The sequence below is a fragment of the Branchiibius hedensis genome (assembly GCF_900108585.1).
GTDB lineage: Bacteria > Actinomycetota > Actinomycetes > Actinomycetales > Dermatophilaceae > Branchiibius > Branchiibius hedensis.
Map to the genome: position 1 here is coordinate 916,615 of NZ_UESZ01000001.1, position 25,437 is coordinate 942,051.

Below are 25,437 nucleotides of genomic sequence, written 5' to 3' on the forward strand. Positions count from 1 at the left end.
TTCCGATCGGAACCCAGCCCCTCGTCGTACGTGGTGATTCGGTGTTACTTCTTGCCGCCGCCGAGCAGGCCGCCCAGGATGTCGCCGATGCCGCCGCCACCACCGGAACCTCCGGCGCCGCCGCCGAGCAGGCCGCCCAGGATGTCGCCGATGCCGCCGCCGGAGCCAGAGCCTCCGGCGCCACCGCCCAGGACGCTGCCCAGGATGTCGCTGAGGCCGCCGCCGGAAGCGCCCGCCTGACCGGACGCAGCCGCCGCGTCGCCCAGGTTGCCGGGCAGGGACACCGGACCGGAGCCGTCGCCGGCGGGGGCGGCCGCTGCCGTGGTGGCACCGGCCGCGTCCTTGTGGCCCGTGAAGACCTTGCCGGCCAGGAACGCCATCACCATCGGGGCGAGCATCGGCAGCAACTTCTTCAGCAGGTCACCTCCGCCGGGGGTCGTCGCGCCAAGGTGCTGGACGACCTGGTCGGAGTTGTCGCCGAAGACGTTGCTGACGATCTTGCTGCCGTCCTCGACGTCGATGTCGTCCAGGCTCTGCGGGTTGTTGCCGGCGTGCTGCTGCAACGCATCGGCCAGCGACTGTTCCCCACCGTCGGCGGCGTTGGCCGCCATTCCGCCCACGAGTGCGGGCACAGCCTTGCTGGCGGCGTCCTGGACCTCGTCGGGGCTGACGCCGAGGGCTCCGGCGATCTGGTCGATGGGTAGCTGGGACAAAATGGAATCGAGGTCGCTCATAAGACGTCCTTGTCATTCAGGAACCGTGCGGTTCTGCCGTGAAGTCACCCGGGCGGGTACCCCCTTAGAAGTGAACTTACCCGTGGGAAACAGGGCAGGACCAGCAAAAGTTCAGGTTCATGTGTTTGCCCCGGTTAGGTTGGTCCCGTGAGTGAATCGTGGACCTGGACCTACGAAGATGCCTCCGGCGCCGTGGTGGCGGATGCGAGCCTGCCGCACACCAGCTACCCCACCCAGAGCGACGCTGAGTCGTGGCTGGGCGACACCTGGCGGGAACTGCGGGCGCAAGGGGTCAGCAGTGTGACCCTCTACGTCGACGGAACACCGGTATACGGCCCGATGGGCCTGACCGACGGCACCTGACGGAGCCTTCAGTCGATCGCGGCGCCGCGCTTGACCTGAGGACGCGGGATGCGCGACATCCGCATCTGGAACGAACGCATGATCGTGTAGAAAGCGCTGCCCTTGGGCGGCGGGGTGCCGAACTTGGCGACGACTTTGCGCTTCACCCGGCGCCACAACAGCGCGGAGTCGATGACCCCCGCGACCAGAATCAGCCAGACCACCAGCAGGCCGCCGAACTGCAGGGCGCGCACGGGCAGGAAGGTCAGCACCAGCACGACCAGCATCAACGGCAGGATCAGCTCACCGACGTTGAGTCGGGAGTCCACGATGTCGCGGATGTAGCTCTTGATCGGTCCACGGTCCTTGGGCGGCAACGCGCTTTCGTCCCCGGCCAACTGAGCCGCACGCACCCGGGCACGCTCCTCGCGGGCCTGACTGCGGGCTTCCTTCTTGGCCGACTTGCGATCCTCAGGCACCAGGGGTCGACGCAGCGCCGCCTCGGACTCTTTCCGCTTCGGAGTGGGGCGGCCCTTCTTGGCCGTCTCACCGGTCCCCAAGACCTCGCTCACCTGCGGGGTGGGCTCTGGGGTTGCTACAGCGCTGTCTTTGCTACGACCGAACACGGGGTCATTTTCCCACACCCGTAGGGTAAAGAAGGTGACGTCTCGTAGCAGCCTTCTCAGCGAGCAGCGCCGGTCTGAACTGGCGCACCGGATCCACGACCTGATGCCGGAGGTCAGACGGGACCTGGAGGCGCTGACCCGCATCCCCAGCGTGTCCCTCGGGTCCTTCGACCAGGCGCACGTCGACCACAGCGCCGAGGCGGTGGCTGCTCTGTTGCGCGCGGAGGGACTCGAGGTCCAGATCGTGCGCGAGGGCGGAGCACCCGCCGTACTCGCACACAAACCCGGCCCCGCAGGCGCGCCGACCATCACGCTCTACGCGCACCACGACGTACAACCACCCGGCGACGAATCAGACTGGGACAGTAAGCCGTTCGAACCCGTTGAGCGCGACGGGCGGCTCTATGGCCGCGGCGCTGCCGACGACAAGGCAGGGGTGATGGCGCACATCGCCGCGTTGCGAGCGCACGGGGACCGGTTGCCGGTCGGTGTGAACATCTTCGTCGAGGGTGAGGAAGAGGCCGGCTCGGAATCGCTGCCCACCATCCTGGAGAAGCACGGGGACGCCTTGGCCGCCGACGCGATCGTGCTGGCCGATTCGCAGAACTGGGAGATCGGCACTCCGGCGCTGACCACCACGTTGCGCGGCCTGGTGCGCGCCGTGGTCACCGTCCGCACGCTGTCGCACAGCGTGCACTCCGGGATGTTCGGGGGACCGTTGCCCGACGCCTTGACCGCGCTCGCCCAGTTGCTGACCCGACTGCACGACGACAACGGGGATGTCGCCGTACCCGGTCTGGTCACCGACGACGTGACCGAATTGGCGTACGACGAGCAGCGGCTACGCGCCGAATCCGGCGCCCTGCCGGGCACCCGGCTGATCGGGACCGGCTCGATCCTGCAGCGGTTGTGGGGCAAACCCACGATGACCGTCATCGGGATCGACGCACCGAGTGTCGCGACCGCATCCAACACCCTGGTCGCGTCGGCCCGGGCCAAACTGTCGATGCGGATCGCGCCGAGCCAGGATCCGCAGGTGGCCTGGGCGGCGCTGCGGGACTTCGTGCTCGCACAGGACGTGTGGGGCGCTCAGGTCGAGATCGACCTTGACGACATCGGGCCCGGCTTCAGCGCACACACCCAGGGGCCGGTGTACGACGCGACCCGGGCCGCGTTCACCCAGGCATGGGACGGCACCGACCCGGTCGACATCGGGGTCGGCGGGTCGATCCCGTTCGTCGCGGCCTTCGCCGAACGCTTCCCGCAGGCCGCCATCCTGGTCACCGGCGTGGAAGATCCGGACACCCGCGCACACGGCGCCAACGAGAGCTTGCACCTGGGCGAGTTCGAGCGAGTCTGTCTGGCTGAGGCGTTGCTGTTGGAGCAGTTGGGTGCGCAGGCGAAGGCGGACAGCTGATGGTGCAGGGCAGTTACGTCGAGAAGTCCTACGAGCGCGACACGCGCTACATCAACGACCGCATCACTGCGGGCGGCTCGGGTCAGTGGCCGGTGGAGCCGGGCCGTTACCGGTTGGTGGTGAGCCGGGCCTGTCCGTGGGCCAGCCGGCTGGTGATCACCCGGCGATTGTTGGGGTTGGAGGACGCGATCTCGATGGGGATCTGCGGACCCACCCACGACGCGGACAGTTGGACCTTCGACCTGGATCCCGGTGGGCTCGATCCGGTGCTGAAGATCCCGCGGATCAAGGACGCCTACGACAAGCGCGAGCCCGGCTACCCGCGCGGCATCACGGTGCCTGCGATCGTCGAGGTCGCCAGCGGCAAAGTCGTGACCAACGACTTTGCGCCGATGGAGTTGGATCTGATCACCCAATGGGGCGGATTCCAACGGCCCGGGGCACCGGATCTGTATCCGCAGGCGCTGCGCGAGGAGATGGATCCGCTGATGCGGCGGATCTACACCGAGGTCAACAACGGCGTCTACCGGTGCGGGTTCGCCGGTACCCAGGAGGCGTACGACGACGCCTACGACCGGCTGTTCACGGCCCTTGACTGGCTGAGCGATCACCTGAGCAGTCGGCGCTACCTGATGGGGGAGCACATCACCGTCGCCGACATCCGGCTGTTCACGACCCTGGTTCGTTTTGACCCCGTCTACCACGGCCACTTCAAGGCCAACCGGAGCAAGTTGTCCGAGATGGACGTGCTGTGGGCCTACGCCCGCGACCTGTTCTGGACCCCCGGCTTCGGGGACACCGTGAATTTTCCGCAGATCAAGCAGCACTATTACCGCGTACATCGCGACATCAATCCGACCGGGGTCGTCCCCGACGGCCCGGACCTGGCCAACTGGGCCGATCCGCACGACCGTCAGGCCCTCGGCGGCAGCCCCTTCGGCGGCGGTACACCGCCGGGACCGATCGCTGCCGGGGAGCGGATAGACCCGGCCGACAACCCCTTCGCGGGTCCGGACGGTCTGCTGGTGCGTCCCGCCGGATCGTGACCGCTCGGGTTGTCATCGCGCCGGAGCGCTGGGGCGAGGTCGACGCGCCGCAGATCGCGGAGGCGATGGCGCGCGGGTGGCGGGAGCGCAATCCCGCGACCGACGTGGTCAGCTGTCCGCAATCGAACGGCGGCGCCGATCTCGTCGGCGTGCTTGCCGCAGCGCGACCCGACGCCACGGTGGGGGTGCTGCCGACGCGAGGACCAGCCGGAACGGAGGTTCCCACCCCTTACGTTCACGTCGAGGATCAGGGTTACCGCACGGCGTACCTGCCCATGGCCCAGGGTCTCCGCCCGGACGGTGCGGTCGGCGATTCCTACGGGACCGGGCAGGCGATCCGCGAACTGATCTGGGCGGGCGCCCGGCGGATCGTGATCGGGCTGGCCGACAGCGGCACGCTGGACGGCGGGTCGGGGCTGATCGCGGCACTGGCCGACCGCCCCTCGCAGGCTGACCACCAACACCTGGCCGCCGACGTAGCCGGTGCGGCCCGGCGGGTGGTGCGTGATCACGGCGTACGCCTGATCGCCGCCTACGACACCGCCATCCCGCTGCTCGGTCTGACCGGAGCGGCCGCGACCGCCCAGGGCAGCCTCGGGCTCGACCCGTATGTCGCGCAGGCGGCCGAGGCCCGGATGAGTGCATGGGCCCAGCAGCTGCAGACGGCGCTGCCGGGTCGCCCGGACTTGTTGACCGGCGCCACGCACCGCTACGACCGGACGCCAGGAGCCGGCGCCGGCGGGGGAGCCGGCTTCGCTCTCGCGGTGCTGGGGGCCGAGCTGCGTCCGGCGTGCGAGGTGGTGGCCGAGGCGACCGGACTGGGCGCGGCGGTCCTGGCCGCTGATCTGGTCGTGACCGCGACCCTGGTCTTCGACTGGCAGCAACTGACCGACAGTGTGGTGATGCAGGTCGGGTCGGTGGCCCAGTCGGGTGCCCGACCCGCGTTGGTCCTGGCCGGCCGGGTCGACGTCGGGCGCCGGGAGCTGATGAGTCTCGGCTTCTCCGGCGGGTACGGCGTCGTGCAGTCCCCGCGCACCCCACTTCCCTGTGGAGCGGCGCAGGTCGTTGCGGCAGCGCAGCACCTGGCCCATCGGGTGGCCGGGACCTGGACACCCACCCACCGTCGGTCCGATGGATGACGTGGCGCGGCATGCCGAAGGGTTATCGTGATGGGGCGGGAAGAATCGGCGGATGCTGGGTGTTGACCCCGTTGACGCCGAGCACGGCACGAGCAGATCCAGACGCATATCCACTAGACGGACGAAGGATTCACCCATGACCTCATCGACCGACACCGGGACCCCGACCCAGTCCGAGACCCACGCTGTCCTGTTGACCGACGTGGCTGCCGCGAAGGTCAAGAGCCTGCTGGAGCAGGAAGGTCGCGATGACCTGCGCCTGCGCGTCGGTGTGCAGCCGGGTGGCTGCTCCGGCCTGATCTACCAGCTCTACTTCGATGAGCGCACGCTCGACGGGGACCTGGTGCGTGACTTCGACGGTGTCGAGGTCGTGGTCGACCGGATGAGCGCGCCCTACCTGGACGGCGCCACCATCGACTTCGCCGACACCATCGAGAAGCAGGGATTCACCATCGACAACCCCAACGCCGGCAGCTCCTGCGCCTGCGGTGACTCCTTCAGCTGATCGCTGAGCATCGCCAACGACCCCCGACCGTGCGAACGGCGGGGGTCGTTGCCGTAGGTTTCCGATATGCGGATTGCCATCACCGGGTCGATTGCGACCGATCATCTGATGACCTTCAGCGGCCGTTTCGCCGACTCGCTGGTCGTTGAGCAGCTGGACAAGGTCTCGCTGTCCTTCCTGGCCCAGGACCTGCAGATCCGGCGCGGCGGAGTCGCAGCGAACATCAGTTTCGGGATGGCCCGTCTCGGGCAGCGCCCGATCCTGGTCGGAGCGGTCGGCGAGGACTTCGAGGACTATCGGTCGTGGCTGGAGCGACACGGCGTCGATTGCGAGTCGGTGCACGTCTCCGAGACCCAACACACTGCGCGGTTCGTCTGCACCACCGATGACGACATGGCCCAGATCGCCACGTTCTACGCCGGGGCGATGAGCGAGGCCCGCGACATCGAACTGGCCCCGGTCGCCGCCCGGGTCGGCGGCCTGGATCTGGTCCTGATCGGCGCCAACGACCCCGAGGGGATGCACCGGCACACCAGCGAGTGCCGCACCCGGGGGATTCCCTTCGTCGCGGACCCGTCCCAGCAGTTGGCCTTCGCCGACGGCCCGTTCATCCGGGAACTCATCGACGGCGCGGCCTACTTGTTCACCAACGAGTACGAAGCGCACCTGACCGAGCAGAAGACCGGGTGGAGTGCCGAGGAGATTCTCGATCGGGTCGGCACCCGCGTGGTCACCCAGGGCAGCAAGGGCGCGGTCATCCAGCGCGCGGGCGAACCAGAGATCCACGTGCCGGTGGCCGGTGAGGTACGCCGCGCGGACCCGACCGGGGTCGGCGACGCCTTCCGTGCCGGGTACCTGTGCGGCCTGTCCTGGGGTCTCGAACCCACCGTGTGCGCCCAGATCGGGTCCATGCTCGCGACGTACGTCATCGAGACGGTGGGAACCCAGGAGTACCGACTGACCGGCCCGGACTTCCTGCGACGCCTGGAGGCGGCGTACGGCGAGGCGACGGCCGCGGCCGTGCGACCGCACCTGCACGTGCGCTGACGAAGGTCATGCCGGCGCGCCCGCCCTACCCGCCGATCGAACCGCCGCCCAGCCACTGGCGGCTGCAGGATGCTCCTGATCTGGCGCAGGATCTGCTGGCCAGCGGAGCGGATCTGGCGCCGGGGACCGTGCTGTCGGCCTACCGGTTGGGCTTGTTCCCGATGGGTATCGGACCGCACGGGGCCGAGCCGCTGGGGTGGTGGTCGCCGCTGCAGCGCGGCGTCCTGACTCCCGGAGATCATCACGTGCAGCGGTCGTTGCGCCGCTCGGCGCGCCGGTTCCGGGTCGCTGTCGACACCGCATTCGACGACGTGGTCGCTGTGTGCGCTGACCCCTCTCGCGATGGCCGCTGGATCACACCGGCCATCGCGCAGGCGTACCGGACTCTGCACGAGTTGGGTTGGGCCCACTCCGTCGAGGTGTGGGACGGCGCAGAACTCGCCGGTGGCCTGTACGGGGTGTCGATCGGTGGGTTCTTCGCGGGGGAGTCGATGTTCCATCGGCGCACCGATGCCGGCAAAGTCGCGTTGTGGGCATTGGCGCAGGCGGTGCTGGCCCATCCGGCCGGTCTGATCGACGTTCAGTGGCAGACCGACCACCTGAGCACCCAAGGGGTGCGGGAGGTGTCCCGGCAGCGCTACCTGGAGCTGCTCGCCGCGGCGCTGGCAGCTCCAGTGCCCGCGCTCTTGCGGGGTAGCGGGAGCCGCGAGATCGATGCCGACTCGTGATCGGTGACTATGCCGACCTCCCGCCAGGAACGAATGGGACTGGGATAGGGTTTCCCCGTGCACGGAACCGATCATCGCGAGGCTGACGAGCCAGCCCTGGGCTTGCGCAGCGACGAGCAGAAAACGCCCGCCAGACGCCGCTATTCGCGCATCACCTTCGCAGCGCTCCTCGCGGTCGCGACGGTGGTGCTGACGGGTTGCAATGCGACCGTCGACCGGGGCTTCCTCCCCAAGGGTGTGACCTCGATCAGCCCGGAGCTCACCGACTTCTGGAAGGCCACCTGGCTGTGGGGGCTGGCCGTCGGAGTCCTCGTGTGGGGCCTGACCTTGTACTGCGTTGTCCGTTACCGCCGCAAGAAGTCCGACACCGGTCTTCCGCCGCAGCTGGCCTACAACGTGCCGATCGAGATTCTCTACACCGTTGTGCCGGTGTTCATGGTCGCCGTGCTCTTCGGAAAGACGGTGGAACTCGAGAACAAGATGCTCGACACCTCACCGAAGCCGGACGTCACGATCAACGTCGTCGGCAAACAGTGGGCGTGGGACTTCAACTACGTCGGCGCCGACGTCTACGACACGGGCATCCAGGCCGACCTGCAGAGCGGTCAGCCGGGCCAGGAGGCGAACCTGCCCACGATGTACCTGCCGGTGAACGAGCGCGTTGAGTTCGTGCTCACCACCCGCGACGTCATCCACTCTTTCTGGGTTGTGCAGTTCCTGCAGAAGATGGACATGATCCCGGGCAAGGTCAACAAGTTCCAGGTCACCCCGACCCAGATCGGTACGTTCCGTGGCAAGTGCGCCGAGCTGTGCGGTGCCTACCACTCAGACATGCTCTTCAACGTCAAGGTCGTCTCCAAGGCGGACTACGAGGCCCACCTGCAGTCGCTGCGTGACCGCGGCCAGGTCGGCTTCTTGTCCAATGCGCTGAACCGCTCCTCGCTGGAGCCGGGTCAGCAGCAGTACCTACCCGAAGGCGTCAAGGAGTCCGACATCAAGGAGGACGCGCAGTCATGACGAGCACCCTGGATCCCGCCACCGGGACCATCCCGGCTCCGCGGATTCCGCGCGAGGACCGCGTCGGTCGCACCTTCGTGAAGTACATCACCACCACCGACCACAAGGTCATCGGCAACCTGTACTTCATCACCTCGTTCACGTTCTTCCTGATCGGTGGCCTGCTGGCCCTGCTGATCCGCGCCGAGCTGATCGAGCCCGGCCTGCAGGTCGTGGACAACCCCGAGCAGTTCAACCAGCTGTTCACCATGCACGGCACGATCATGTTGCTGCTGTTTGCGACCCCGCTGTTCGCCGGCTTTGCCAACGCTTTGGTTCCGTTGCAGATCGGTTCTCCGGACGTCGCCTTCCCGCGGCTGAACATGTTCGCCTACTGGCTCTACCTCTTCGGTGGCCTGATCGCATCGGCCGGCTTCCTCACCCCGCAGGGCGCCGCCGCGTTCGGGTGGTTCGCCTACGCGCCGCTGTCCGACACGACCTTCAGCCCCGGCCTCGGCGGCAACCTGTGGGTCTTCGGTCTGGCGCTGGGTGGTTTCGGCACGATCCTCGGTTCGGTCAACTTCATCACCACGATCATCTGTCTGCGCGCCCCGGGCATGACCATGTTCCGGATGCCGATCTTCACCTGGACGATTCTGATCACCTCGCTGCTGGCGATCATCGTCTTCCCGGTCCTGGCAGCGGCCATGTTCGGTCTGGGCCTTGACCGGGTGATGGGGGCCCACGTCTTTGATCCACAGACCGGTGGTGCGTTGCTGTGGCAACACATGTTCTGGTTCTTCGGGCACCCGGAGGTCTACATCATCGCGTTGCCGTTCTTCGGCATCATTTCCGAAGTTCTGCCGGTGTTCAGCCGCAAACCGATCTTCGGCTACAAGACGCTGGTCTTCGCCACCATCGCCATCGCGGCGCTGTCGGTGAGTGTGTGGGCGCACCATATGTACGCCACCGGCCAGGTCCTGCTGCCGTTCTTCGCCATCATGACCATGCTCATCGCCGTGCCGACCGGTGTGAAGTTCTTCAACTGGATCGGCACCATGTGGGGCGGTTCGCTGACCTTCGAGACGCCGATGCTGTGGGCGATCGGCTTCCTGGTCACCTTCCTGTTCGGTGGTCTGACCGGTGTGATCCTGTCCAGCCCGGCGCTGGACTTCCACCTGTCCGACACCTACTTCGTGGTCGCCCACTTCCACTACGTGGTGTTCGGCACCGTGGTCTTCGCGATGTTCGCCGGGTGGTACTTCTGGTGGCCCAAGCTGACCGGTCGGATGCTCGATGAGAAGTTGGGCAAGATCCACTTCTGGATGCTGTTCATCGGCTTCCACATGACGTTCCTCATCCAGCACTGGCTGGGTGTCGCCGGTATGCCGCGGCGGTACGCGGACTACCTGCCCGAGGACGGCTTCCAGTGGATGAACGACGTCTCGAGTGCGGGCGCGTTGATCCTCAGCCTGTCGATGCTGCCGTTCCTGTACAACGTGTGGAAGACGTGGCGGACCGCACCGCTGGTGACCGTCGACGACCCGTGGGGGTACGGCGCGTCGCTGGAGTGGGCGACCTCCTGCCCGCCGCCGCGGCATAACTTCGACCGCATCCCGCGGATCCGTTCGGAGCGGCCGGCGTTCGATCTGCACCACCCGGAGGCGGCGGCCAGTTCGGTTGTGCCCGCACCCGATCTGGTGTCGCAGATCGTTGGTCCAGCCGACCGCGGTGGCCAGACGTTCGGTGGCGAAGATGCGGGGGAGAGCCGATGAAGGTCGAATACAAACTCTTCACGATCATCGGCGTCTTCGCCGTGGTGATGGGTGCCATCTACGGGCACTTCACACACTGGGAAGAGCCGGTCGGTCCGGTCGCGCTGTTCCTGACCGGCGGGCTGTGCGCGATGATCGCGTTCTACCTGTGGCGGACGGGCGCCAAGCTCGACCCGCGACCGGATGACGACCCGTACGGCGAAATCGATCAGGTCGAAGGCGACTTCGGTTTCTTCGCACCGTATTCGTGGTGGCCGCTGTTCCTCGGCCTGGCCGCCGCGCTGATCTTCCTGGGCGCAGCCGTCGGGTGGTGGCTGGTCATCATCGCCATCCCGTTCGGCGCTGTCGCGTTGTGCGGTTGGGTCTTCGAGTACTCCAAGGGTGACGACGCGGTCTGATCCTCGTCTGAGCACCACGAAGGGGCGGCGCCGGGAAACCCGGCGCCGCCCCTTCGTCATGGTCTTGGGCTCAGCCCCAGCCGAGCTCGTGCAGCCGTGCGTCGTCGATGCCGAAGTAGTGGCCGACCTCGTGGATCACCGTCGTGTGGATCTGGTGCTTGAGGTCGGCTTGATCCCGACTGATCCGGGTCAGCGGCCCGGCAAAGATCTGGATGGTGTCCGGCGTGGCCCCGCCGAAGCCGTAGAAGTCGCCCCGCTGGGTCAACGGGATGCCGGTGTAGAGCCCGAGCAGCTCACTGTGGCCGTCCGCCGCACTGTGCTCGTGGCCGTCCCAACCGCGGGCCTGCCAGTCCGCCGGCGGCTCGTCCTCGACCACGATGGCCACGTTGTCGATCCGGTCCAGCAGGTCCTTCGGAATGTCGTCCATGGCATCGGAGACGACCTGCTCGAACTGCTGACGCGACATCCCGGAGTGCATGGTCACACTCTCTCATCCGCGGATACTTGGTCAGGTGGTGGACTTCGACCTCGAACGGTTCGTCAGCGCCCAGGACACCGGCGGCAGCTACCAGCAGGCGGTGCGGGAGCTACGCCGCGGCCGCAAGACATCCCACTGGATCTGGTGGGTTTTCCCGCAGATCGCCGGTCTCGGGCAGAGCCCCACCTCGCGGGAGTATGCCCTGGCCGACGTCGACGAGGCAGGGGCGTACCTGGCGCATCCTGTCCTGGGCCAGCGGCTACGGGACGCCACGACCGCCCTGCTAGCGGCGCCAGGCGACGATCCGGTGGCGATCCTGGGCGACATCGACGCGGTCAAAGTCCGGTCGTCCATGACCCTGTTCGCCGCGACCGACCCTGCTGAGCCGGTGTTCCAGCAGGTCCTCGACCGCTTCTACGATGGCCAGCCCGATCTCCGCACCATCAGCCTGATCACCGGCTGAGCAACCGCTCGGCGCGGAAGGCTCCGTCGATCAGCCGCGGCGCGACCCTGTCGGCGTCGAGTTGCGCGGCGTACCGCACGTCGTCTTCGAACCCCCGCTGCGTCAACTCGATCCCGCTGCCGCACGCCGGCAACGAGTCCGGCAGATCATCGCGCACGTTCAGGAACGCATCGGCGGCTGCTCGTGCCTCGTAGGACAGGTCCGCCCGGGGCAGACCGGTGGCGGCGATCACCGCACCGGCGCCCCACAGATCCTCCACCGCCGGCCGCAAGGCGCCGCCTGGCCACTGTTCGCCAGCGGCGATGACTGCGACGGTGAGACCGGGCTCGTCGTACAGGCGCCGGCCCAACAGCGAACCCAGCGCGCCGGCGTTACGCAGGCAGCCGGCGTACACCTGCGTCGTGTGCTCGGCGCACCACGCACTGATCGTCGCGCCGTTGGGGGAGGGCAGCACGATCCGTGCGGGCAGGCCGGGCAACTGGGCCAGCCGCGCGGGGGAGAGTGACACGGTGCCGGGCGGCGCGTCGGGTCGGTCGGCTTCGAGTCGCCCGACCGCGGGTACCGCGTCCTGCTGATGGGCGAAGTCCCTCAGCGCGCGATCACGGGCGTGCCAACGGTAGGGGTAGACCACGGCACCCCGGCTGACCGCGATCGAGGTGCTGGTGCTGAAGCGGAGGACGTCGACGACCACGACGACGGTGTCCGACGCCAGCGAGGTGTGCAGCAGGCGCTCGGCGCCCGCCAGGCCCCACTCACAACGGATACGGAAAGTTCCCTGGCCGAACGTGTCGGCCAGGGAACTACCGGTGGAACCGGACGCGGCTACTTGTCCGTCTCCGCGTCGTACGGCACGTTGTCGCCCGACCCGGATCCGGAGGAGACCATGGCGACGCTCTCGTCATCGACCTCTTCGGCGCCGCCGTGCAGGTGGCCACCGAACTGCGGGGAGTGACTCTGCGCGATGACGGCTTCTTCCAGGGCGTGGTCGGGATCGTGGTGGCCGTGATGGGCCGCCTCGAGTTCGGCGGGCGTGACCGCGGGGACCCGGTCCTTGAAGTACAGGTTCGACAGCCGGGTCCGCAGTTTCGCGGCACCGGCACCCTTGCGGCGTACACCGTTCGCGTCGACCGGCGCGAGGTACTCCTGCGGTTCCGGAGATTCGTAGGACACCAGACGCCAGCGGTCGTACTCGTTGAGCGGCTCGTGTGCTTCGAAGAAGCGGCCCTCGGCGGTCCGCACGACCCGACCGGTCTCGCGGCCGTGCAGCACGGTCTCGCGGTCCTTGCGCTGCAGGCTCAGGCACAGCCGCTTGGTCACCCAGTAGGCGATCGGCGGGCCGATGAAGACCATGGCGCGGAACACGTTGGTGATGTCGTTGATCGACAGGTGCAGCTTGATCGCCATGATGTCGTTGCCCGCGGCGAAGAACAGCACGCCGTAGAACGTCAGCATCGCCATCCCCAAACCGGTACGGGTCGGCGCGTTGCGCGGCCGGTCCAGGATGTGGTGTTCGCGCTTGTCGCCGGTCACCCAGGATTCAAGGAACGGATACACACCGGCAACGGTCCACATCGCCGGGATCAGCAGGATGGCGCCGATCATCACGTTGAACGACCACGTATGGCCAAGCAGCGTGAACTCCAGGAAGCCGGGCAGTAATCGCAGCGCGCCGTCCGCGAAGCCCATGTACCAGTCCGGCTGGGAGCCGGCGGTGACCTGCGTGGGTTCGTAGGGGCCGTACATCCAGATCGGGTTGATGGTGACCAGCGCCGCGATCAGCGCGGTGAACCCGAAGACGATGAAGAAGAACCCACCGGCCTTGGCGGTGTAGACCGGCATCAGGCGGAACCCGACGACGTTCTTGTTGGTGCGGCCCGGGCCGGGGTACTGGGTGTGCTTGTGCACCATGACCAGGATGATGTGCGCGGTGAAGAGACCGACCAGGATCGCCGGCAACAGCAGCACGTGCACCGTGAACAGGCGCGGAATGATCGCCTCGCCGGGGAATCCACCGCCGAACACAAAGTACGCGATGTAGGACCCCACGATCGGGATCGACAGCATGAAGCCCTGCGCGGCCCGGATACCGGTGCCGGACAGCAGGTCGTCCGGCAGCGAGTACCCGGCGAATCCTTCGACCAGGGCCAGCATGAACAGGATGAGGCCGATGATCCAGTTGATCTCGCGCGGCTTACGGAATGCTCCGGTGAAGAACACCCGGAACATGTGCAACATGATCGCCACGATGAACAGCAGCGCCGCCCAGTGGTGGATCTGGCGGATCAGCAGCCCACCGCGCACCGACAACGAGATGTCGACCGTGGACTTGTAGGCCTCGCTCATCTGGATGCCGCGCAGCGGGATGTAGTCACCGTTGTAGACCACATGTCCGGCGCTGGGAACGAACCAGAAGGTGAGGAAGGTACCGGTCAGCAACAGGATGATCAGCGAGTACATCGCGATCTCACCGAGCATGAAGGACCAGTGGTCGGGGAAGACCTTCTTCATCAGGAACTTCACGCCACCGGCGGCTCCGGTGCGCTCGTCGAACCAGTTGGCGACCTTGCCGACTGCGCCGCCGCCTTCCGCGGCCGCGGCGCGCTCGTCTTTGGCGTCGTCAGCACGAAGCGAGTCCGGACCCAACTGGTCCGGCCGCACGGTGGATTCGGTGCTCATGCGCGCTCCCAGAACGACGGGCCGACCGGCTGCTGGAAGCCTTGGGCGGCGATCAGGTATCCCTCATCATCAACCGCGATCTTCAACTGCGGCAACGGCCTTTTAGCGGGTCCGAAGATGACCTCGCAGTCGTTGGTCATGTCGAAGGTCGACTGGTGGCAAGGGCAGAGCAAGTGATGGGTCTGCTGCTCGTAAAGTCCGACGGGGCACCCGACGTGCGTGCAGATCTTGGAGTAGGCGACCACCCCGCCGATGCCCCACTCCTTCTGCCGCTCGCTGCGGATCTCGGACTCTTCCAGCTTCACCAGCAGGACCGAGGCCTTCACCTTCTGGTTCAACGGGTGCTCGGTGTCCTCGATACCTTCGGGCAGCACGTGGAACGCCGAACCCATCGAGACGTCGCTGAGCCGGATGGCGGTGCCTTCAGGGTCCCGCATCAGTCGGCGCGGCTTGCCGTTGGGCAGTTTGGTGTCCCACAGCGTCGTCGACAGGTCGTTGCCCGGGAGGGGACCGAGGCCGCCGACCAACTGCACGCCGAGCGGGATCGCGAACAATCCGAGCGCACCGCCGAGGGTGTACTTGATCAACGGTCGGCGGTTGATCTGGGAGACCTCGGCGCCTTCGCTGAGGACCTCGACCGCGCCCGCACGAGCCTCGTCGCTGGAGCGCAACTCGTGCCGCTCCTCGACGACCTCCTCATCGGACATGATCGTCTTGGCCCAGTGCACAGCACCGAACCCGATACCCAGCAGGGAGACTGCGAGGCTGACACCGAGTGCGAAGTGCATCGCCTTCATCGGGCCGATCAGCGGCAGCGTGATGACGTCGTCGTCTCCGACCGCGAAGTAGAAGACGACGAAAAGTACGGTGGCGATCATCGACAGCACGAACAGGCTAGCCACCTGGCGCTCGGAACGACGGGCCGCCTTCGCGTCGTCGTCGCCGAAGCGGTGCACGTGCGGCGGTAGGCCGGGGTTGGGGAAGACGTCCGCGGCGGTCGTCTGCTCCAGTTCGGTGCCGTGCTCACTACTTGGCGAATGCGTGACGTCGCTACTCATCAGGCGGCCTTCTTTCCCAGCCAGACCGCTGCCGCGATCAACATGCCGATACCCAACGTCCAGACGAACAGGCCCTCAGGGACCGGGCCCAGGTTGCCCAGGGTGTGCCCGCCCTGGCTGGGTTCGTCTTTGACGTTCTTCAGGTAGCTGATGATGTCGGCCTTGTCCTGCGGGGACAGGTTCTCGTCGTTGAACACCGGCATCGACTGCGGCCCGGTCAGCATCGCCTCGTACATGTGCTTGCCCGAGACGTCCATCAGCGACGGGGCATACTTGCCCCGGGTCAGCGCGCCACCGGATCCGGCGAAGTTGTGACACATCGCGCAGTTGACTCGGAACAGCTCGCCACCACGGGCGATGTCGCCGTCTCCGGTCGTGTATTTGCTGTCCGGGATCGCTGGGCCGGGGCCCAGCGACGCGACGTACGCCGCGAGCTGCGCGATCTCCTCATCGGAGAACTGAACCTCACCGCGCTGGGCCTGGGTGCCTGGCTGGGCCAGCGGCATCCGGCCGGTGCCGACCTGGAAGTCGGTGGCGGCCGCGCCGACACCGACCAACGACGGACCCTCCTGGGTGCCCGTCCCGCTGAGGCCGTGGCAGGTGGCGCAGTTGGACAAGAACAACGCCTTACCGGCCGCCACGTCATCGGCGGTACTAGCAGCAGCGTCGGCATCCTTGGGTGCCAGCACGGCGTAGAGACCGCCGGTGATCACCAATGCAAGGAGCAACACGAGCAGCAACGCGGCGGGGTGCCGTCGTCGTGCGGCGAGGAAGCTCACAAGTCAATCCTGTCGTCGTGGTCGAACAATGCAATTGTGCGCCGGAAAACCGACAAATCAGCGGACCTGCCTACTTGAGCAGGTAGATGGTGAAGAACAGGGCGATCCAGACCACGTCCACAAAGTGCCAGTAGTACGAGGTCACGATCGCGCCGGTGGCCTGGTGGTGGGTGTACCGGCGGCTGGTGAAGGTGCGCCCGATGATCAGCAGGAACGCGATGAGGCCGCCGGTCACGTGCAATCCGTGGAAGCCGGTGGTGATGTAGAACATCGAGCCGTACGCGTCGGAGTTGATCGAGATGCCCTCACCGAACATCTCGGAGTACTCCATCACCTGACCGGCCACGAAGATCGCGCCGAAGATGTAGGTGAGGATGTACCACTCGCGCATGCCCCACTTGCGGAAGTCCAGCAGCGAGCCGGTACGGGCCGGCTGACCCTGCTCGGCCTTGAAGACGCCCCACTGGCACCAGACCGAGGAGATCACCAGGATCAGCGTGTTCGCCGCGGCGTAGGGCACGTTCAGGTGGGAGGTGCGCTCGTGCCAGAGGTCCGGTGCGGTCGAACGGATGGTGAAGTACATCGCGAACAGACCAGCGAAGAACATCAGCTCGCTGGCCAGCCAGACCATGGTGCCGACGGCGGTCATGTTCGGCCGGGTCACCGGTCCGTGCCCGGTCGGAATCGCGGAGGGTGCACTCGCACTCGTTGCTGTCGCCACGGAAGCATTATGGACCCCCACAGGTTGCTGTGTGGTTCCGACCCCCGAGGTTGCCCCCGAATTGTGATCAGAGCACCGATAGCATCGGGATATGTCCGCCTCATCGCCCGAGTTGGCTAGTCCCTCTTCCGTTCCCACCGACGACGCCGCTGCGACGGCACCGGCCGTGACTCCGGTCCGGGTGCTGCTCTACAGCGACGACGTGGCGACCCGCGATGCGGTGCGCGTCGGCGTGGGCCGACGTCCGGCCAAAGACGTGGAGATCGTCGCCTGGCATGAGTGCGCGACACCCGCCGCCGTGATCGAGCAAGCCGACGCCGGCGGCCACGACCTGCTCATCCTGGACGGCGAGGCGGCACCGGCCGGTGGCCTCGGCCTGACCAAGCAACTGAAGAACGAGATCTTCGACTGCCCACCGGTGATCGTCCTCACCGGGCGGCCCGCTGACGGCTGGTTGGCCTCCTGGTCGCAGGCGGAGGCGGCCGTGCCCCACCCGCTGGATCCGCTGCAGTTGTGCGCGACGATCGCCGAGGTCGTCCGCACGCACATCGCGTGACCTCCGCCGCGGTGACCGGTCGCACGTGGCCGGTGCTGTTGCGAGCCCTGCTCAGCGGCGAGGACCTGACGCACGACGACACGGCCTGGGCGATGGACCAGATCATGTCCGGCACAGCCACCGAGGTGCAGATCGCCGGTTTCCTGGTGGCGCTGCGCGCCAAGGGGGAGACACCCGCCGAGCTGGGTGGTCTCGCGGCCAGCATGATTGATCACGCGGTACCGATCACGGTCGCCGGGCCGACCTTGGACATCGTCGGCACCGGCGGCGACCAGGCGCACACCGTGAACATCTCGACCATGTCCGCTGTGGTCGCGGCGGGGGCCGGAGCGCGCATCGTCAAGCACGGCAACCGCGCCGCCTCCAGTCGATCCGGATCCGCGGATGTCCTGGAAGCCCTCGGCGTACGTCTCGACCTGCCTGCCCCGGCAGTGCAAGCGGTGGTCGAGCAGGCCGGGATCACCTTCTGCTTTGCCCAGACGTTCCATCCCGCGATGCGCTACGCAGCCACGACCCGCAGCGGGCTGGGCGTACCGACCACGTTCAACGTCCTGGGTCCGTTGACGAATCCGGCGCGGGCGACCCACGCCGCCGTAGGCGCCGCGGACCCCCGGGTGGCCGCGCTGATGGCGCAGGTCTTCGCCGACCGTGGCACGCAGGCGGCGGTGTTCCGCGGGGACGACGGCCTCGACGAACTCACCGTGACCGGAACCTCGACGCTGTGGTGGGTGCGCGACGGGGAGGTGTCGCAGCACCAGGTAGATCCCACGGCGCTCGGAATCGACCTGGCACCCGTGGACGCCCTGCGCGGCGGGGACGCTGCGACCAACGCGGGCATCGCCCGCGAGGTGTTCAACGGGACCCGGCAGGACGCCGTACGTGATGCGGTGTTGTTGAACGCGGGGATCGCGCTGGCGGTACTCGATGCTGACCAGAGCGGGCGCTTCGGTGCTGCCGGGACGTTCGAGGGCGCGCTGGCCGCCGGAATAGACCGTGCGGCCCGGTCGATCGACTCGGGTGCCGCGGTGGCGGCGCTGGATCGCTGGGTGGCCGCGTCAGCGAACGCCTCCTGAACCGGGCCGGCTCAGGAGGTCGCGTCTTCGTCCAGGCCGAGGGCGAAAGCGGCGTCCAGGTCCTGGTTGGAGTAGGCGCGGAAGGCGATGTGCGTCTCTGAGTCGAGCACGCCGGGCACCTTGTTCAGCTTGTCGGAGACGATTTCGGCGATCTCGTCGTGCGAGGCGACCTTGACGACGGCGATCAGATCGACGTCACCGGTCACGGAATACACCTCGGAGACCCCGACCAGGTTGGCGATCGCCTGACCCACTTCGGGGATGCGCTGGACGTCGGCCTTGATCATCACAATCGCGGAAAGCACCCGCTCAGGGTATCGCCCGGGCCGCGAGCAATTCGCGTTGCCGCCCTGCACCACCCCTCGGGCAGGTCCACGACCCGACGATGTCCACCAGTCGCACCCCCGGTTGCTCGAGCCAGTCGAGCACCTGCTCGGTCTCGGCCGGATGTGCTGCGGGCATCGGGGGAATCGGCGGGCTGACGACCTCCGCCGCAGCGACCATGGCCTGGATGTACGGCGTGGGATCGGCCCGCGCGGGCGTCACCGTGGTGCCGGCCAGACGGCCGTGCCGCACACACACGACCTCCCAACCGCCGCTCGCGCTGCGCCGGGCAGCGACCAACTCGGCGATCGCCGCCAGGGGCGCAATCCGCTGAGTGCGGGCCAAGGCACGCACCAGACTCAGCATCCGGTCGCGCACCAGCCCCGCGTCCTCGAAGCGTTCCTGTGCGCTCAGCCCGGCCATCCGCTCCTGGAGCGCCTGGATGATCGTGGCCGCATCGGCACTCAAGGCGTGCTGCGCGCGGGCGGCGATCTCGGCGTACTCCTGGTGGCTCTGCTGGCCGGTGCATGGTGCGCCGCACTTGCCCAATTCGGCCAGGACGCAAGCAGTTCGGCGGCCGGGCACCAAGGTGCCGGTGCACCGACGCAGGGGGAGTACGTCGTGCAGCGCCTCGAGCGCGGCCTCCGCTTGTGCGCGGCTGCCGAACGGTCCGGCGTAGCTCGCGCCGTCGTCGCGTACCGTCCGCACGATCGACAACCGGGGGAACCGTTCCACGGTCAGCTTGATCCACACCGCCTTCTCGGGGCGTTTGGAACGCCGGTTGTAGGGCGGTTTGTGCTCGGCGATCAGGCGTAGCTCACGGACGCTCGCCTCCAGACCGCTGCCGCAGACGATCGGGGTGACCTCGGCGGCGATGGCCACCATCTCGGCCATCCGGGTGCGTTGCTCACTGGCGGTGAAGTAGCTGCTGACGCGGCGTCGGATGTCGACCGAGGTGCCGACGTACAGCGGTCGACCCGTGGCGTCCTTGAACACGTAAACGCCGGGTTTGTTCGGCAGACCCGCGGCCAGCACCCGTTTGCGCCGCTGCGCGGGGGTCACCCGACTGGTGTAGGACTGCAATTCCTCCAGGGTCTGGACACCGAGGTTGCCGACCCGTGCGATCAAGGCGTGCAGCACGTCGACCGTGGCTCTGGCGTCGTGCAACGCCCGGTGGTCAGGCGTCTGGGTGGCACCGAAAAGGACCGCCAGAGAGCTGAGTTTGCGGTTCGGGGCCTCGTCGTTGCTCACCAACTGGCGGGCCAGGTGCACGGTGTCGATCACCGGGAAGCCGGGCCAGGTCAGCCCGAGTCCTGCCGCCGCGGTCTTCAGGAACGTCACATCGAACGGTGCGTTGTGCGCGACCAGGACGCTGTCGTGGGCGAATTCGAGGAAGGCGGGCAGCGCTTGGTCGATGCGCGGCGAACCAGCAACCATCGAATCGGTGATCCCCGTCAGCACCGAGATGAAAGCCGGGATGCTCTGGCCGGGGTTGACCAGCGTCTGGAACTCCCCGAGCACCTGCCCGCCGCGCACTCGCACCGCACCGATCTCGGTGATGCCGTCGGTCGAGGCACGGCCCCCGGTCGTCTCGAGGTCGACCACCACGAAGGTGACATCCGACAGGGCTCGCCCGAGATCCTCGAACGTGCCCTGCACGAAATCGCGGCCAGCGGTGATGGTCATGCCGTCAACGTAAGAGGCACCTCTGACAGCCTGCCGCCGCGACACGCATGACGGGAGGTTGTCGGTGCCCGCACCTAACGTCGGGGTATCAAACGAAGGGAGGATCGAGATGTCCCCGAGGAGCTACCCCGACGAAGTGCTCGTCGAGTGTCGCAATTGCCCTGTCCGGCAGACACATTGCGCGGACTGCATGGTGACTGCCCTGTGGCAGCTGCCGGTCCCGCAACGCTTGGACGACCGGGAGCGGCGGGCCGTGGATCTGCTGGTCGGACACGGCTTGGTGAGCGTGGCCGGCGCCGCTGAGGCTCACGTCCACGATGAGCGGGTACGCCGCGGCGTCGGCTGATCGACCGAGCCCACGCCGGTGGGTGGTTGGATCAGCGCATGGTCACCCGGCGATCGGTGCTGCATGCCATCGTCGCGCTTCCCGCGGCCGCTGTGGCGACCTCGCTGGCCGGATGCACTGGCTCCGGCGGCCATGATGCGACTGAGGCTCCCAGTCGCGCCGTAGACGGTTCCACGAGCGCGGTGTCGCCATCGGGTGTCCGGATCGAGTATCAACCGGCGGTCACCGCGCAGATCCGTGATGAGGTTCCCGATCTCGTTGACACTGCGCTGGACCGGGTGCGCTCGGTGTGGGCGGCGCCGCTCGCGGCCACCGGTCGATCCTTGACGACGCCGCGCAGCGTCCAGGTGACAGCCACCCTCGAGCAGTTCGTTGCGCTGGGTGGCGGCACGGCCTCCGGTGTCGCCGCCACCACCCGCCCGGACGGGACGGTCGTCCTGGCCCCGGACGCGTGGACCGGCACGACCCGGCAGGGGCGGATCGTGGTGATTGCGCACGAGCTGACCCACGTCGCCCTCCACAGTCAGAGCAGCACTTCGGCCCGGTGGTTGGTCGAGGGACCGCCGGAGTGGACCGCCTATCACGGCACGTCGTTGGCACTGCCGGTCATCGCTCCTGCGATGGCGACGGCGGTCCGGGCCGGGCGGGTTGCCGCTGGACCGCCCTCGGACGCTGAGTTCACCAACGGCCCGTTGCCAGCGGCGTACCAGAGCGCCTTCACCTGGTGCAGCTTCCTGGCCCAGCGAGCGACGAGCCAGACCTTCACCGCCTTCGTCCTGGCTGCCACCGACGAACCAGCAGACCAACTCGGGAGCATTTTCCAAGCGCACTACGGTGCGACCGTCACACAGCTTGCGGGTGCCTACGAACAGTTCCAGCGGACGACCTTCGGCACAGCGGGGCCAAGCGCGTAGGGTCTGGCCCATGAGCGACAGCACACGAGCCAGCGTGGTTATCGAGGCACCCAGCGCAACCGTCCTGGACGTGATTGCCGACTTCGAGGAGTACCCCGCCTGGGCCGAACAGGTGAAGCGCGCCACCGTCCTGGAAGAGGACGAGGGCGGATGGCCGATTCAGGTCGAGTTCGTGCTCGATGCTGGGGTCATCAAGGACACCTACGTCCTGAACTACGACTGGCAGGTCGATGAGGCCGGTGAGGGTGTCGTGCGGTGGACCCTGGAGCGCTCCAGCCTGCTGAAGTCGATGGACGGTTCCTACACCATCCGGTCCACGCCCGAGGGCACCGACGTCGTCTATGAGCTCTCGGTCGCGGTGACCATCCCGGTCGTGAGCATGTTGCGCCGCAAGGCCGAGCGGATGATCATCGACACCGCGTTGAGCGGTCTGAAGCAGCGCGTCGAGTCCAACTGAGTCCCTGGCGAGCGACCCCACCCAGAAGGAAATAGCGTGGCTTGGAGTATCGGCATCGACATCGGTGGCACGAAGATTGCCGGCGGCTTGGTCGATGAGAGTGGCCAGATCGTGCAGCAGGAACGGGTGGCCACGCCCGCAACGGATCCGCATCACATCGTGGTGGCCGTCGGGGATCTCATCCAACGTCTCGCGGCGCGCAGCCCGCAACCACTGACCGGTGCCGGCGTCGCGTCGGCGGGGTACATCGACAAGATCGGGTCGACCGTCCTGTTCGCGCCGAACCTGGCGTGGCGGGACGAGCCGTTGAAGGCCCGGTTGGCCGCCTACACCGATCTGCCGGTCCTCATCGAGAACGACGCCAACGCAGCGGCCTTCGGCGAATTCCGACACGGAGCGGGCCGGGACATCGACGACATGATCATGGTGACCGTCGGAACCGGCGTCGGTGGTGGGATCGTCATCGGTGGCCGGCCGCTGCGCGGCGCGTTCGGTCTGGCCGGGGAGATCGGGCACATGCGGGTCGTGCCGGGCGGGACCCGGTGCGGGTGTGGCAACCGCGGTTGCCTGGAGGCGTACGGCAGCGGCACCGCTCTGGTGCGCGAGGCCCGGGAGATGGTGATTTCCGGCAGCGCCTACGCCGCGCGGCTCGCGGAACTGTGCGCTGGTGATCCGAGCACCCTGATCGGTGCGCAGGTCACCCAGGCTGCGCACGAGGGCGACCCCGCCAGCCAGGAGTTGCTGGCCGAGGTCGGCCGGTGGATCGGCGAGGCGTGTGCATCGCTGGCGGCTCTTTTCGATCCCGAGCTGTTCGTCATCGGCGGCGGCGTCGCGGACGCCGGGGACCTGTTGCTGGAGCCGATCCAGACCGGTTTCGCCGCCCAACTCACCGGGCGCGGGTATCGGCCGGAGGCGCGTTTCGTCAAAGCCGAGCTGGGTAACGACGCGGGCGTGATCGGAGCGGCCGCGTTGGCGGCAGAGTTGCCGGTACCCGACAGCACGGTAGAGGCGGCCCGGGGGTGACCGCCGGGGCGCCGGCGATCGGTGTCGACATCGGCGGCACCAAGGTTGCCGCCGGTCTTGTCACCGATGACGGCGTCGTGACCGCGCGGGCACGCCGGGACACCCCGCATCGATCCACCCGACCGGAGGTGGTCGAGGACGTCATCGTCGATGTCGTCGAGGAGTTGCTCACGGCGCAGGTGACCGCGGTCGGCATCGGCGCGGCGGGATTCGTGTCGTCGATGACCGGTCGGGTGGTCTTTGCACCGCACCTGTCGTGGCGCGACGAGCCGCTGGGCGAGCGGCTGGCTGCGCGGTTGCCGGTCCCGGTTTTCGTCGACAACGACGCCAACACGGCCTGCTGGGCCGAGCACCGCTTCGGTGCGGCCGCCGGCGAGCGCAACGTCGTCATGGTCAACCTGGGCACGGGCATTGGCGGTGCGGTGCTCATCGACGGCACGTTGCGTCGCGGTGAGTTCGGTATCGCGGGGGAGTTCGGACACATGCAGGTCGTCCCGGGCGGTCATCGTTGTGAGTGTGGCAACCGCGGTTGCTGGGAGCAGTACGCCAGCGGCAACGCGCTGGTGCGAGAAGCGCGTTCGCTGGTCGAGGCCAAAGCGCCTATCGCTGCGGATCTGGCCGCGCGCTGCGGCGATGACCCGGCGTTGCTGACCGGACCGATGATCACGCAGGCCGCGCAGGACGGCGACCCCACGGCCGCGGAGTTGCTGGCTGAGGTGGGTGAGTGGCTCGGGGTCGGGATCGCCGGACTCGCGAATGCGTTTGACCCCGCGCTCTTCGTGATCGGCGGCGGCGTGAGCGCGGCGGGGGAGTTGTTGCTCGAGCCCGCCCGGAAGTCCTTTCGCAGACACCTGACCGGACGCGGCTACCGACCCGAAGCCCGGTTGGTGGCGGCGGCTCTGAGCAACGAAGCGGGCCTGGTAGGCGCCGCCGACCTCGCACGGCGGAGCGTGCAATGACCCGCGGTGCCGGCGTGGTCCGGGTGGCGAGTTACAACATCCACGCCCTCAAGAACGACCGCGCAGCGCTTCACCGGGTGGTCCAGGCCATCGCACCGGATGTGCTATTGCTGCAAGAGGTTCCACGCCATCCGCTGTCCTCGCACCGAATCGCGGCGTTGGCGGCGGACTTCGGACTGACCTGGTCGGGCGGATCCCGGGGCGGCACCAGCACCGCCGTGATGACCAGTCTGCGCGTCGATGAACAGGCAGCGTGGCGAGCGTCGCTGCCCACCCCCCGCTTCAGCGAGCCACGCGGGTACGCCGTGGTGCAGGTCGCACTGCCCGGCTTCCAGCCGTTGACCGCGGTGGGTACCCACTTCGGCCTGCCCGCCGCCGACCGCGCCGCCCAGAGCGCGGCGCTGGTGGCGCGGCTGCGCCGGATCCGCGGTCCGTTGGTGGTCGGCGGCGACGTCAATGAGCGTGCCGGCGGCCCCGTGTGGCACCAGTTGGGCGCGATCCTGCGGGCTGTGCCGGGCGCGAGCAACACCTTCCCGGCGGCGGTACCGGACCGCCAGATCGATGCGTTCTGGTCCAGCCCGGATCTGCAGGTCCAGGCGGTTGATCCTGCTACGTGCGGTACGCCGAGTGATCGGGTCCGCGCCAGCGACCACCTACCGATCGTGATCGACGTGCACCTGCCGGGACTGCGCTGAGCTCTGTTACAGGACCGCTCCGTCGTCGTGGTCGTCCGGATCGCGGGACCACGGCTGGCGCATCACCAACATCACCAAGCCAGCACCGAACAACAGGCACGCGAGGGTCCACCACAGCCACCCGGCGTACGGGTCGAAGAACAGCAAGTAGGCGATCCACAGCGGGGCACCGACCAGGGCACCCACGATCGCCCACAACTGCATGTCTTCCTCGGGCAGGTCGTCCAGGTCCGGCGGTTCGAACTGATCGTCCAACAGTGAGTGCGAGCCGGAGTCGGGGACCCGCCAGCCGGTCGGCAGCTGCAGAGCGGGCGTCGCGGGTCCCACGATGTCGTCGTCCGTTGCGACGTCGTGGTCGGCGTTCATCGCGGCAACGATCTGGGCGAATTTGAGGTCGTAATCGGCCTGGGCGGCCAACTCCGCCTGCTCGTCGTCGCGCGGTTCGGGACTCATCGGCGTGCTGCCTTCGACGCACC

Annotated in this window: 30 protein-coding genes; 19 read left to right on the forward strand and 11 right to left on the reverse strand. The window is 67.7% G+C overall.

The features are described from left to right. Positions 1–44: 44 nt before the first annotated feature. Positions 45–734 (reverse strand): DUF937 domain-containing protein, encoded by a 690-nt coding sequence (locus tag DR843_RS04525; protein WP_109684301.1) that lies wholly within the window; start codon positions 732–734, stop codon positions 45–47. Positions 735–881: 147 nt separating this feature from the next. Here DR843_RS04525 and DR843_RS04530 point away from each other — a divergent pair, with 147 nt between their 5' ends. Then, positions 882–1,097 (forward strand): hypothetical protein, encoded by a 216-nt coding sequence (locus DR843_RS04530; RefSeq protein WP_109684302.1) that lies wholly within the window; start codon positions 882–884, stop codon positions 1,095–1,097. A gap of 8 nt (positions 1,098–1,105) precedes the next feature. On the opposite strand, the gene DR843_RS04535 is transcribed toward DR843_RS04530, so the two are convergent. After that, a complete protein-coding gene (locus DR843_RS04535; protein ID WP_245933986.1) occupies positions 1,106–1,648 on the reverse strand; it encodes a DUF3043 domain-containing protein in 543 nt (180 codons plus the stop codon). 157 nt (positions 1,649–1,805) lie between these two features. Between DR843_RS04535 and DR843_RS04540 the strand changes: the two genes are divergently transcribed. The 9 genes from DR843_RS04540 to DR843_RS04580 all read left to right on the forward strand — a co-directional run bounded on the left by DR843_RS04540 (position 1,806) and on the right by DR843_RS04580 (position 10,753). Continuing rightward, the gene (locus DR843_RS04540; RefSeq protein WP_245934211.1) at positions 1,806–3,119 is read left to right on the forward strand and encodes a dipeptidase; all 1,314 of its coding nucleotides are present in this window, start codon (positions 1,806–1,808) and stop codon (positions 3,117–3,119) included. Next, positions 3,119–4,165 carry a glutathione S-transferase family protein gene (locus tag DR843_RS04545; RefSeq protein WP_109684303.1) on the forward strand — a complete coding sequence of 349 codons (1,047 nt, stop codon included), beginning with the start codon at positions 3,119–3,121 and terminating at the stop codon, positions 4,163–4,165. The genes DR843_RS04540 and DR843_RS04545 overlap by 1 nt, the downstream gene beginning before the upstream one ends. After that, positions 4,162–5,304 (forward strand): glycerate kinase, encoded by a 1,143-nt coding sequence (locus tag DR843_RS04550; protein ID WP_170119741.1) that lies wholly within the window; start codon positions 4,162–4,164, stop codon positions 5,302–5,304. The genes DR843_RS04545 and DR843_RS04550 overlap by 4 nt, the downstream gene beginning before the upstream one ends. Before the next feature lie 136 nt (positions 5,305–5,440). Next, on the forward strand, positions 5,441–5,809 hold the full coding sequence (erpA, locus tag DR843_RS04555) for an iron-sulfur cluster insertion protein ErpA (protein WP_109684304.1): 369 nt from the start codon (positions 5,441–5,443) through the stop codon (positions 5,807–5,809). 66 nt (positions 5,810–5,875) lie between these two features. Then, positions 5,876–6,856 (forward strand): carbohydrate kinase family protein, encoded by a 981-nt coding sequence (locus DR843_RS04560; protein WP_109684305.1) that lies wholly within the window; start codon positions 5,876–5,878, stop codon positions 6,854–6,856. Positions 6,857–6,864: 8 nt separating this feature from the next. Then, a complete protein-coding gene (gene aat, locus DR843_RS04565) occupies positions 6,865–7,584 on the forward strand; it encodes a leucyl/phenylalanyl-tRNA--protein transferase (protein WP_109684306.1) in 720 nt (239 codons plus the stop codon). A gap of 57 nt (positions 7,585–7,641) precedes the next feature. Further along, positions 7,642–8,601 carry an aa3-type cytochrome oxidase subunit II gene (ctaC, locus tag DR843_RS04570; protein ID WP_342767146.1) on the forward strand — a complete coding sequence of 320 codons (960 nt, stop codon included), beginning with the start codon at positions 7,642–7,644 and terminating at the stop codon, positions 8,599–8,601. Next, a complete protein-coding gene (ctaD, locus tag DR843_RS04575) occupies positions 8,598–10,355 on the forward strand; it encodes an aa3-type cytochrome oxidase subunit I (protein ID WP_109684307.1) in 1,758 nt (585 codons plus the stop codon). Before ctaC ends, ctaD begins: the two co-directional genes overlap by 4 nt. Then, positions 10,352–10,753: a cytochrome c oxidase subunit 4 gene (locus DR843_RS04580; protein WP_109684308.1), complete on the forward strand. Its 402-nt coding sequence runs from the start codon at positions 10,352–10,354 to the stop codon at positions 10,751–10,753. Before ctaD ends, DR843_RS04580 begins: the two co-directional genes overlap by 4 nt. A 70-nt stretch (positions 10,754–10,823) precedes the next feature. Here DR843_RS04580 and DR843_RS04585 read toward each other — a convergent pair whose 3' ends face one another. Further along, positions 10,824–11,219 (reverse strand): metallopeptidase family protein, encoded by a 396-nt coding sequence (locus tag DR843_RS04585; RefSeq protein WP_109688439.1) that lies wholly within the window; start codon positions 11,217–11,219, stop codon positions 10,824–10,826. 46 nt (positions 11,220–11,265) lie between these two features. On the opposite strand from DR843_RS04585, the gene DR843_RS04590 reads away from it, so the two are divergent. Further along, the gene (locus DR843_RS04590) at positions 11,266–11,694 is read left to right on the forward strand and encodes a DUF1810 domain-containing protein (RefSeq protein WP_245933987.1); all 429 of its coding nucleotides are present in this window, start codon (positions 11,266–11,268) and stop codon (positions 11,692–11,694) included. Here DR843_RS04590 and DR843_RS04595 read toward each other — a convergent pair. The 5 genes from DR843_RS04595 to ctaE form a co-directional block, all read right to left on the reverse strand. Then, positions 11,684–12,565, reverse strand: coding sequence for a 2-phosphosulfolactate phosphatase (locus DR843_RS04595; RefSeq protein ID WP_342767195.1), 882 nt, complete (start codon positions 12,563–12,565; stop codon positions 11,684–11,686). The genes DR843_RS04590 and DR843_RS04595 overlap by 11 nt on opposite strands. After that, positions 12,517–14,370, reverse strand: coding sequence for a cytochrome bc1 complex cytochrome b subunit (gene qcrB, locus DR843_RS04600; protein ID WP_109684311.1), 1,854 nt, complete (start codon positions 14,368–14,370; stop codon positions 12,517–12,519). The genes DR843_RS04595 and qcrB overlap by 49 nt, the downstream gene beginning before the upstream one ends. Next, positions 14,367–15,428 carry a cytochrome bc1 complex Rieske iron-sulfur subunit gene (gene qcrA / locus DR843_RS04605; RefSeq protein ID WP_109684312.1) on the reverse strand — a complete coding sequence of 354 codons (1,062 nt, stop codon included), beginning with the start codon at positions 15,426–15,428 and terminating at the stop codon, positions 14,367–14,369. The genes qcrB and qcrA overlap by 4 nt, the downstream gene beginning before the upstream one ends. Further along, the gene (qcrC, locus tag DR843_RS04610) at positions 15,428–16,207 is read right to left on the reverse strand and encodes a cytochrome bc1 complex diheme cytochrome c subunit (protein WP_109684313.1); all 780 of its coding nucleotides are present in this window, start codon (positions 16,205–16,207) and stop codon (positions 15,428–15,430) included. The genes qcrA and qcrC overlap by 1 nt, the downstream gene beginning before the upstream one ends. A gap of 70 nt (positions 16,208–16,277) precedes the next feature. After that, positions 16,278–16,928: an aa3-type cytochrome oxidase subunit III gene (gene ctaE / locus DR843_RS04615; protein ID WP_245933988.1), complete on the reverse strand. Its 651-nt coding sequence runs from the start codon at positions 16,926–16,928 to the stop codon at positions 16,278–16,280. Between the two features lie 91 nt (positions 16,929–17,019). Here ctaE and DR843_RS04620 point away from each other — a divergent pair, with 91 nt between their 5' ends. Then, positions 17,020–17,484 (forward strand): response regulator, encoded by a 465-nt coding sequence (locus DR843_RS04620; protein ID WP_245933989.1) that lies wholly within the window; start codon positions 17,020–17,022, stop codon positions 17,482–17,484. Further along, entirely contained in the window at positions 17,481–18,557 is a 1,077-nt protein-coding gene (trpD, locus tag DR843_RS04625; protein WP_109684315.1) for an anthranilate phosphoribosyltransferase, read from the forward strand. Before DR843_RS04620 ends, trpD begins: the two co-directional genes overlap by 4 nt. Positions 18,558–18,568: 11 nt before the next feature. On the opposite strand, the gene DR843_RS04630 is transcribed toward trpD, so the two are convergent. Both DR843_RS04630 and DR843_RS04635 read right to left on the reverse strand, forming a co-directional pair. Continuing rightward, positions 18,569–18,862 (reverse strand): Lrp/AsnC family transcriptional regulator, encoded by a 294-nt coding sequence (locus DR843_RS04630; RefSeq protein WP_109684316.1) that lies wholly within the window; start codon positions 18,860–18,862, stop codon positions 18,569–18,571. A gap of 4 nt (positions 18,863–18,866) precedes the next feature. Beyond that, positions 18,867–20,567, reverse strand: a complete 1,701-nt coding sequence (locus DR843_RS04635; protein ID WP_109684317.1) for a DEDD exonuclease domain-containing protein — start codon at positions 20,565–20,567, stop codon at positions 18,867–18,869. A gap of 190 nt (positions 20,568–20,757) precedes the next feature. Between DR843_RS04635 and DR843_RS19985 the strand changes: the two genes are divergently transcribed. From DR843_RS19985 to DR843_RS04660, 6 genes are read left to right on the forward strand one after another with little or no spacing between them, the layout of a single operon-like run. Next, positions 20,758–20,913, forward strand: a complete 156-nt coding sequence (locus tag DR843_RS19985; protein ID WP_170119742.1) for a hypothetical protein — start codon at positions 20,758–20,760, stop codon at positions 20,911–20,913. A 38-nt stretch (positions 20,914–20,951) separates the two neighbouring features. Beyond that, positions 20,952–21,827, forward strand: a complete 876-nt coding sequence (locus tag DR843_RS04640) for a hypothetical protein (RefSeq protein ID WP_109684318.1) — start codon at positions 20,952–20,954, stop codon at positions 21,825–21,827. A 10-nt stretch (positions 21,828–21,837) separates the two neighbouring features. Further along, positions 21,838–22,284, forward strand: a complete 447-nt coding sequence (locus tag DR843_RS04645) for an SRPBCC family protein (RefSeq protein ID WP_109684319.1) — start codon at positions 21,838–21,840, stop codon at positions 22,282–22,284. A gap of 36 nt (positions 22,285–22,320) precedes the next feature. Continuing rightward, positions 22,321–23,307 carry an ROK family glucokinase gene (locus DR843_RS04650; RefSeq protein WP_109684320.1) on the forward strand — a complete coding sequence of 329 codons (987 nt, stop codon included), beginning with the start codon at positions 22,321–22,323 and terminating at the stop codon, positions 23,305–23,307. Beyond that, entirely contained in the window at positions 23,304–24,266 is a 963-nt protein-coding gene (locus tag DR843_RS04655; protein WP_109684321.1) for an ROK family glucokinase, read from the forward strand. Before DR843_RS04650 ends, DR843_RS04655 begins: the two co-directional genes overlap by 4 nt. Further along, complete coding sequence (locus DR843_RS04660) at positions 24,263–24,961, forward strand: endonuclease/exonuclease/phosphatase family protein (protein WP_109684322.1); 699 nt, start codon at positions 24,263–24,265, stop codon at positions 24,959–24,961. The genes DR843_RS04655 and DR843_RS04660 overlap by 4 nt, the downstream gene beginning before the upstream one ends. Before the next feature lie 6 nt (positions 24,962–24,967). On the opposite strand, the gene DR843_RS04665 is transcribed toward DR843_RS04660, so the two are convergent. Next, positions 24,968–25,414, reverse strand: coding sequence for a hypothetical protein (locus DR843_RS04665; protein ID WP_109684323.1), 447 nt, complete (start codon positions 25,412–25,414; stop codon positions 24,968–24,970). Positions 25,415–25,437: the final 23 nt, after the last annotated feature.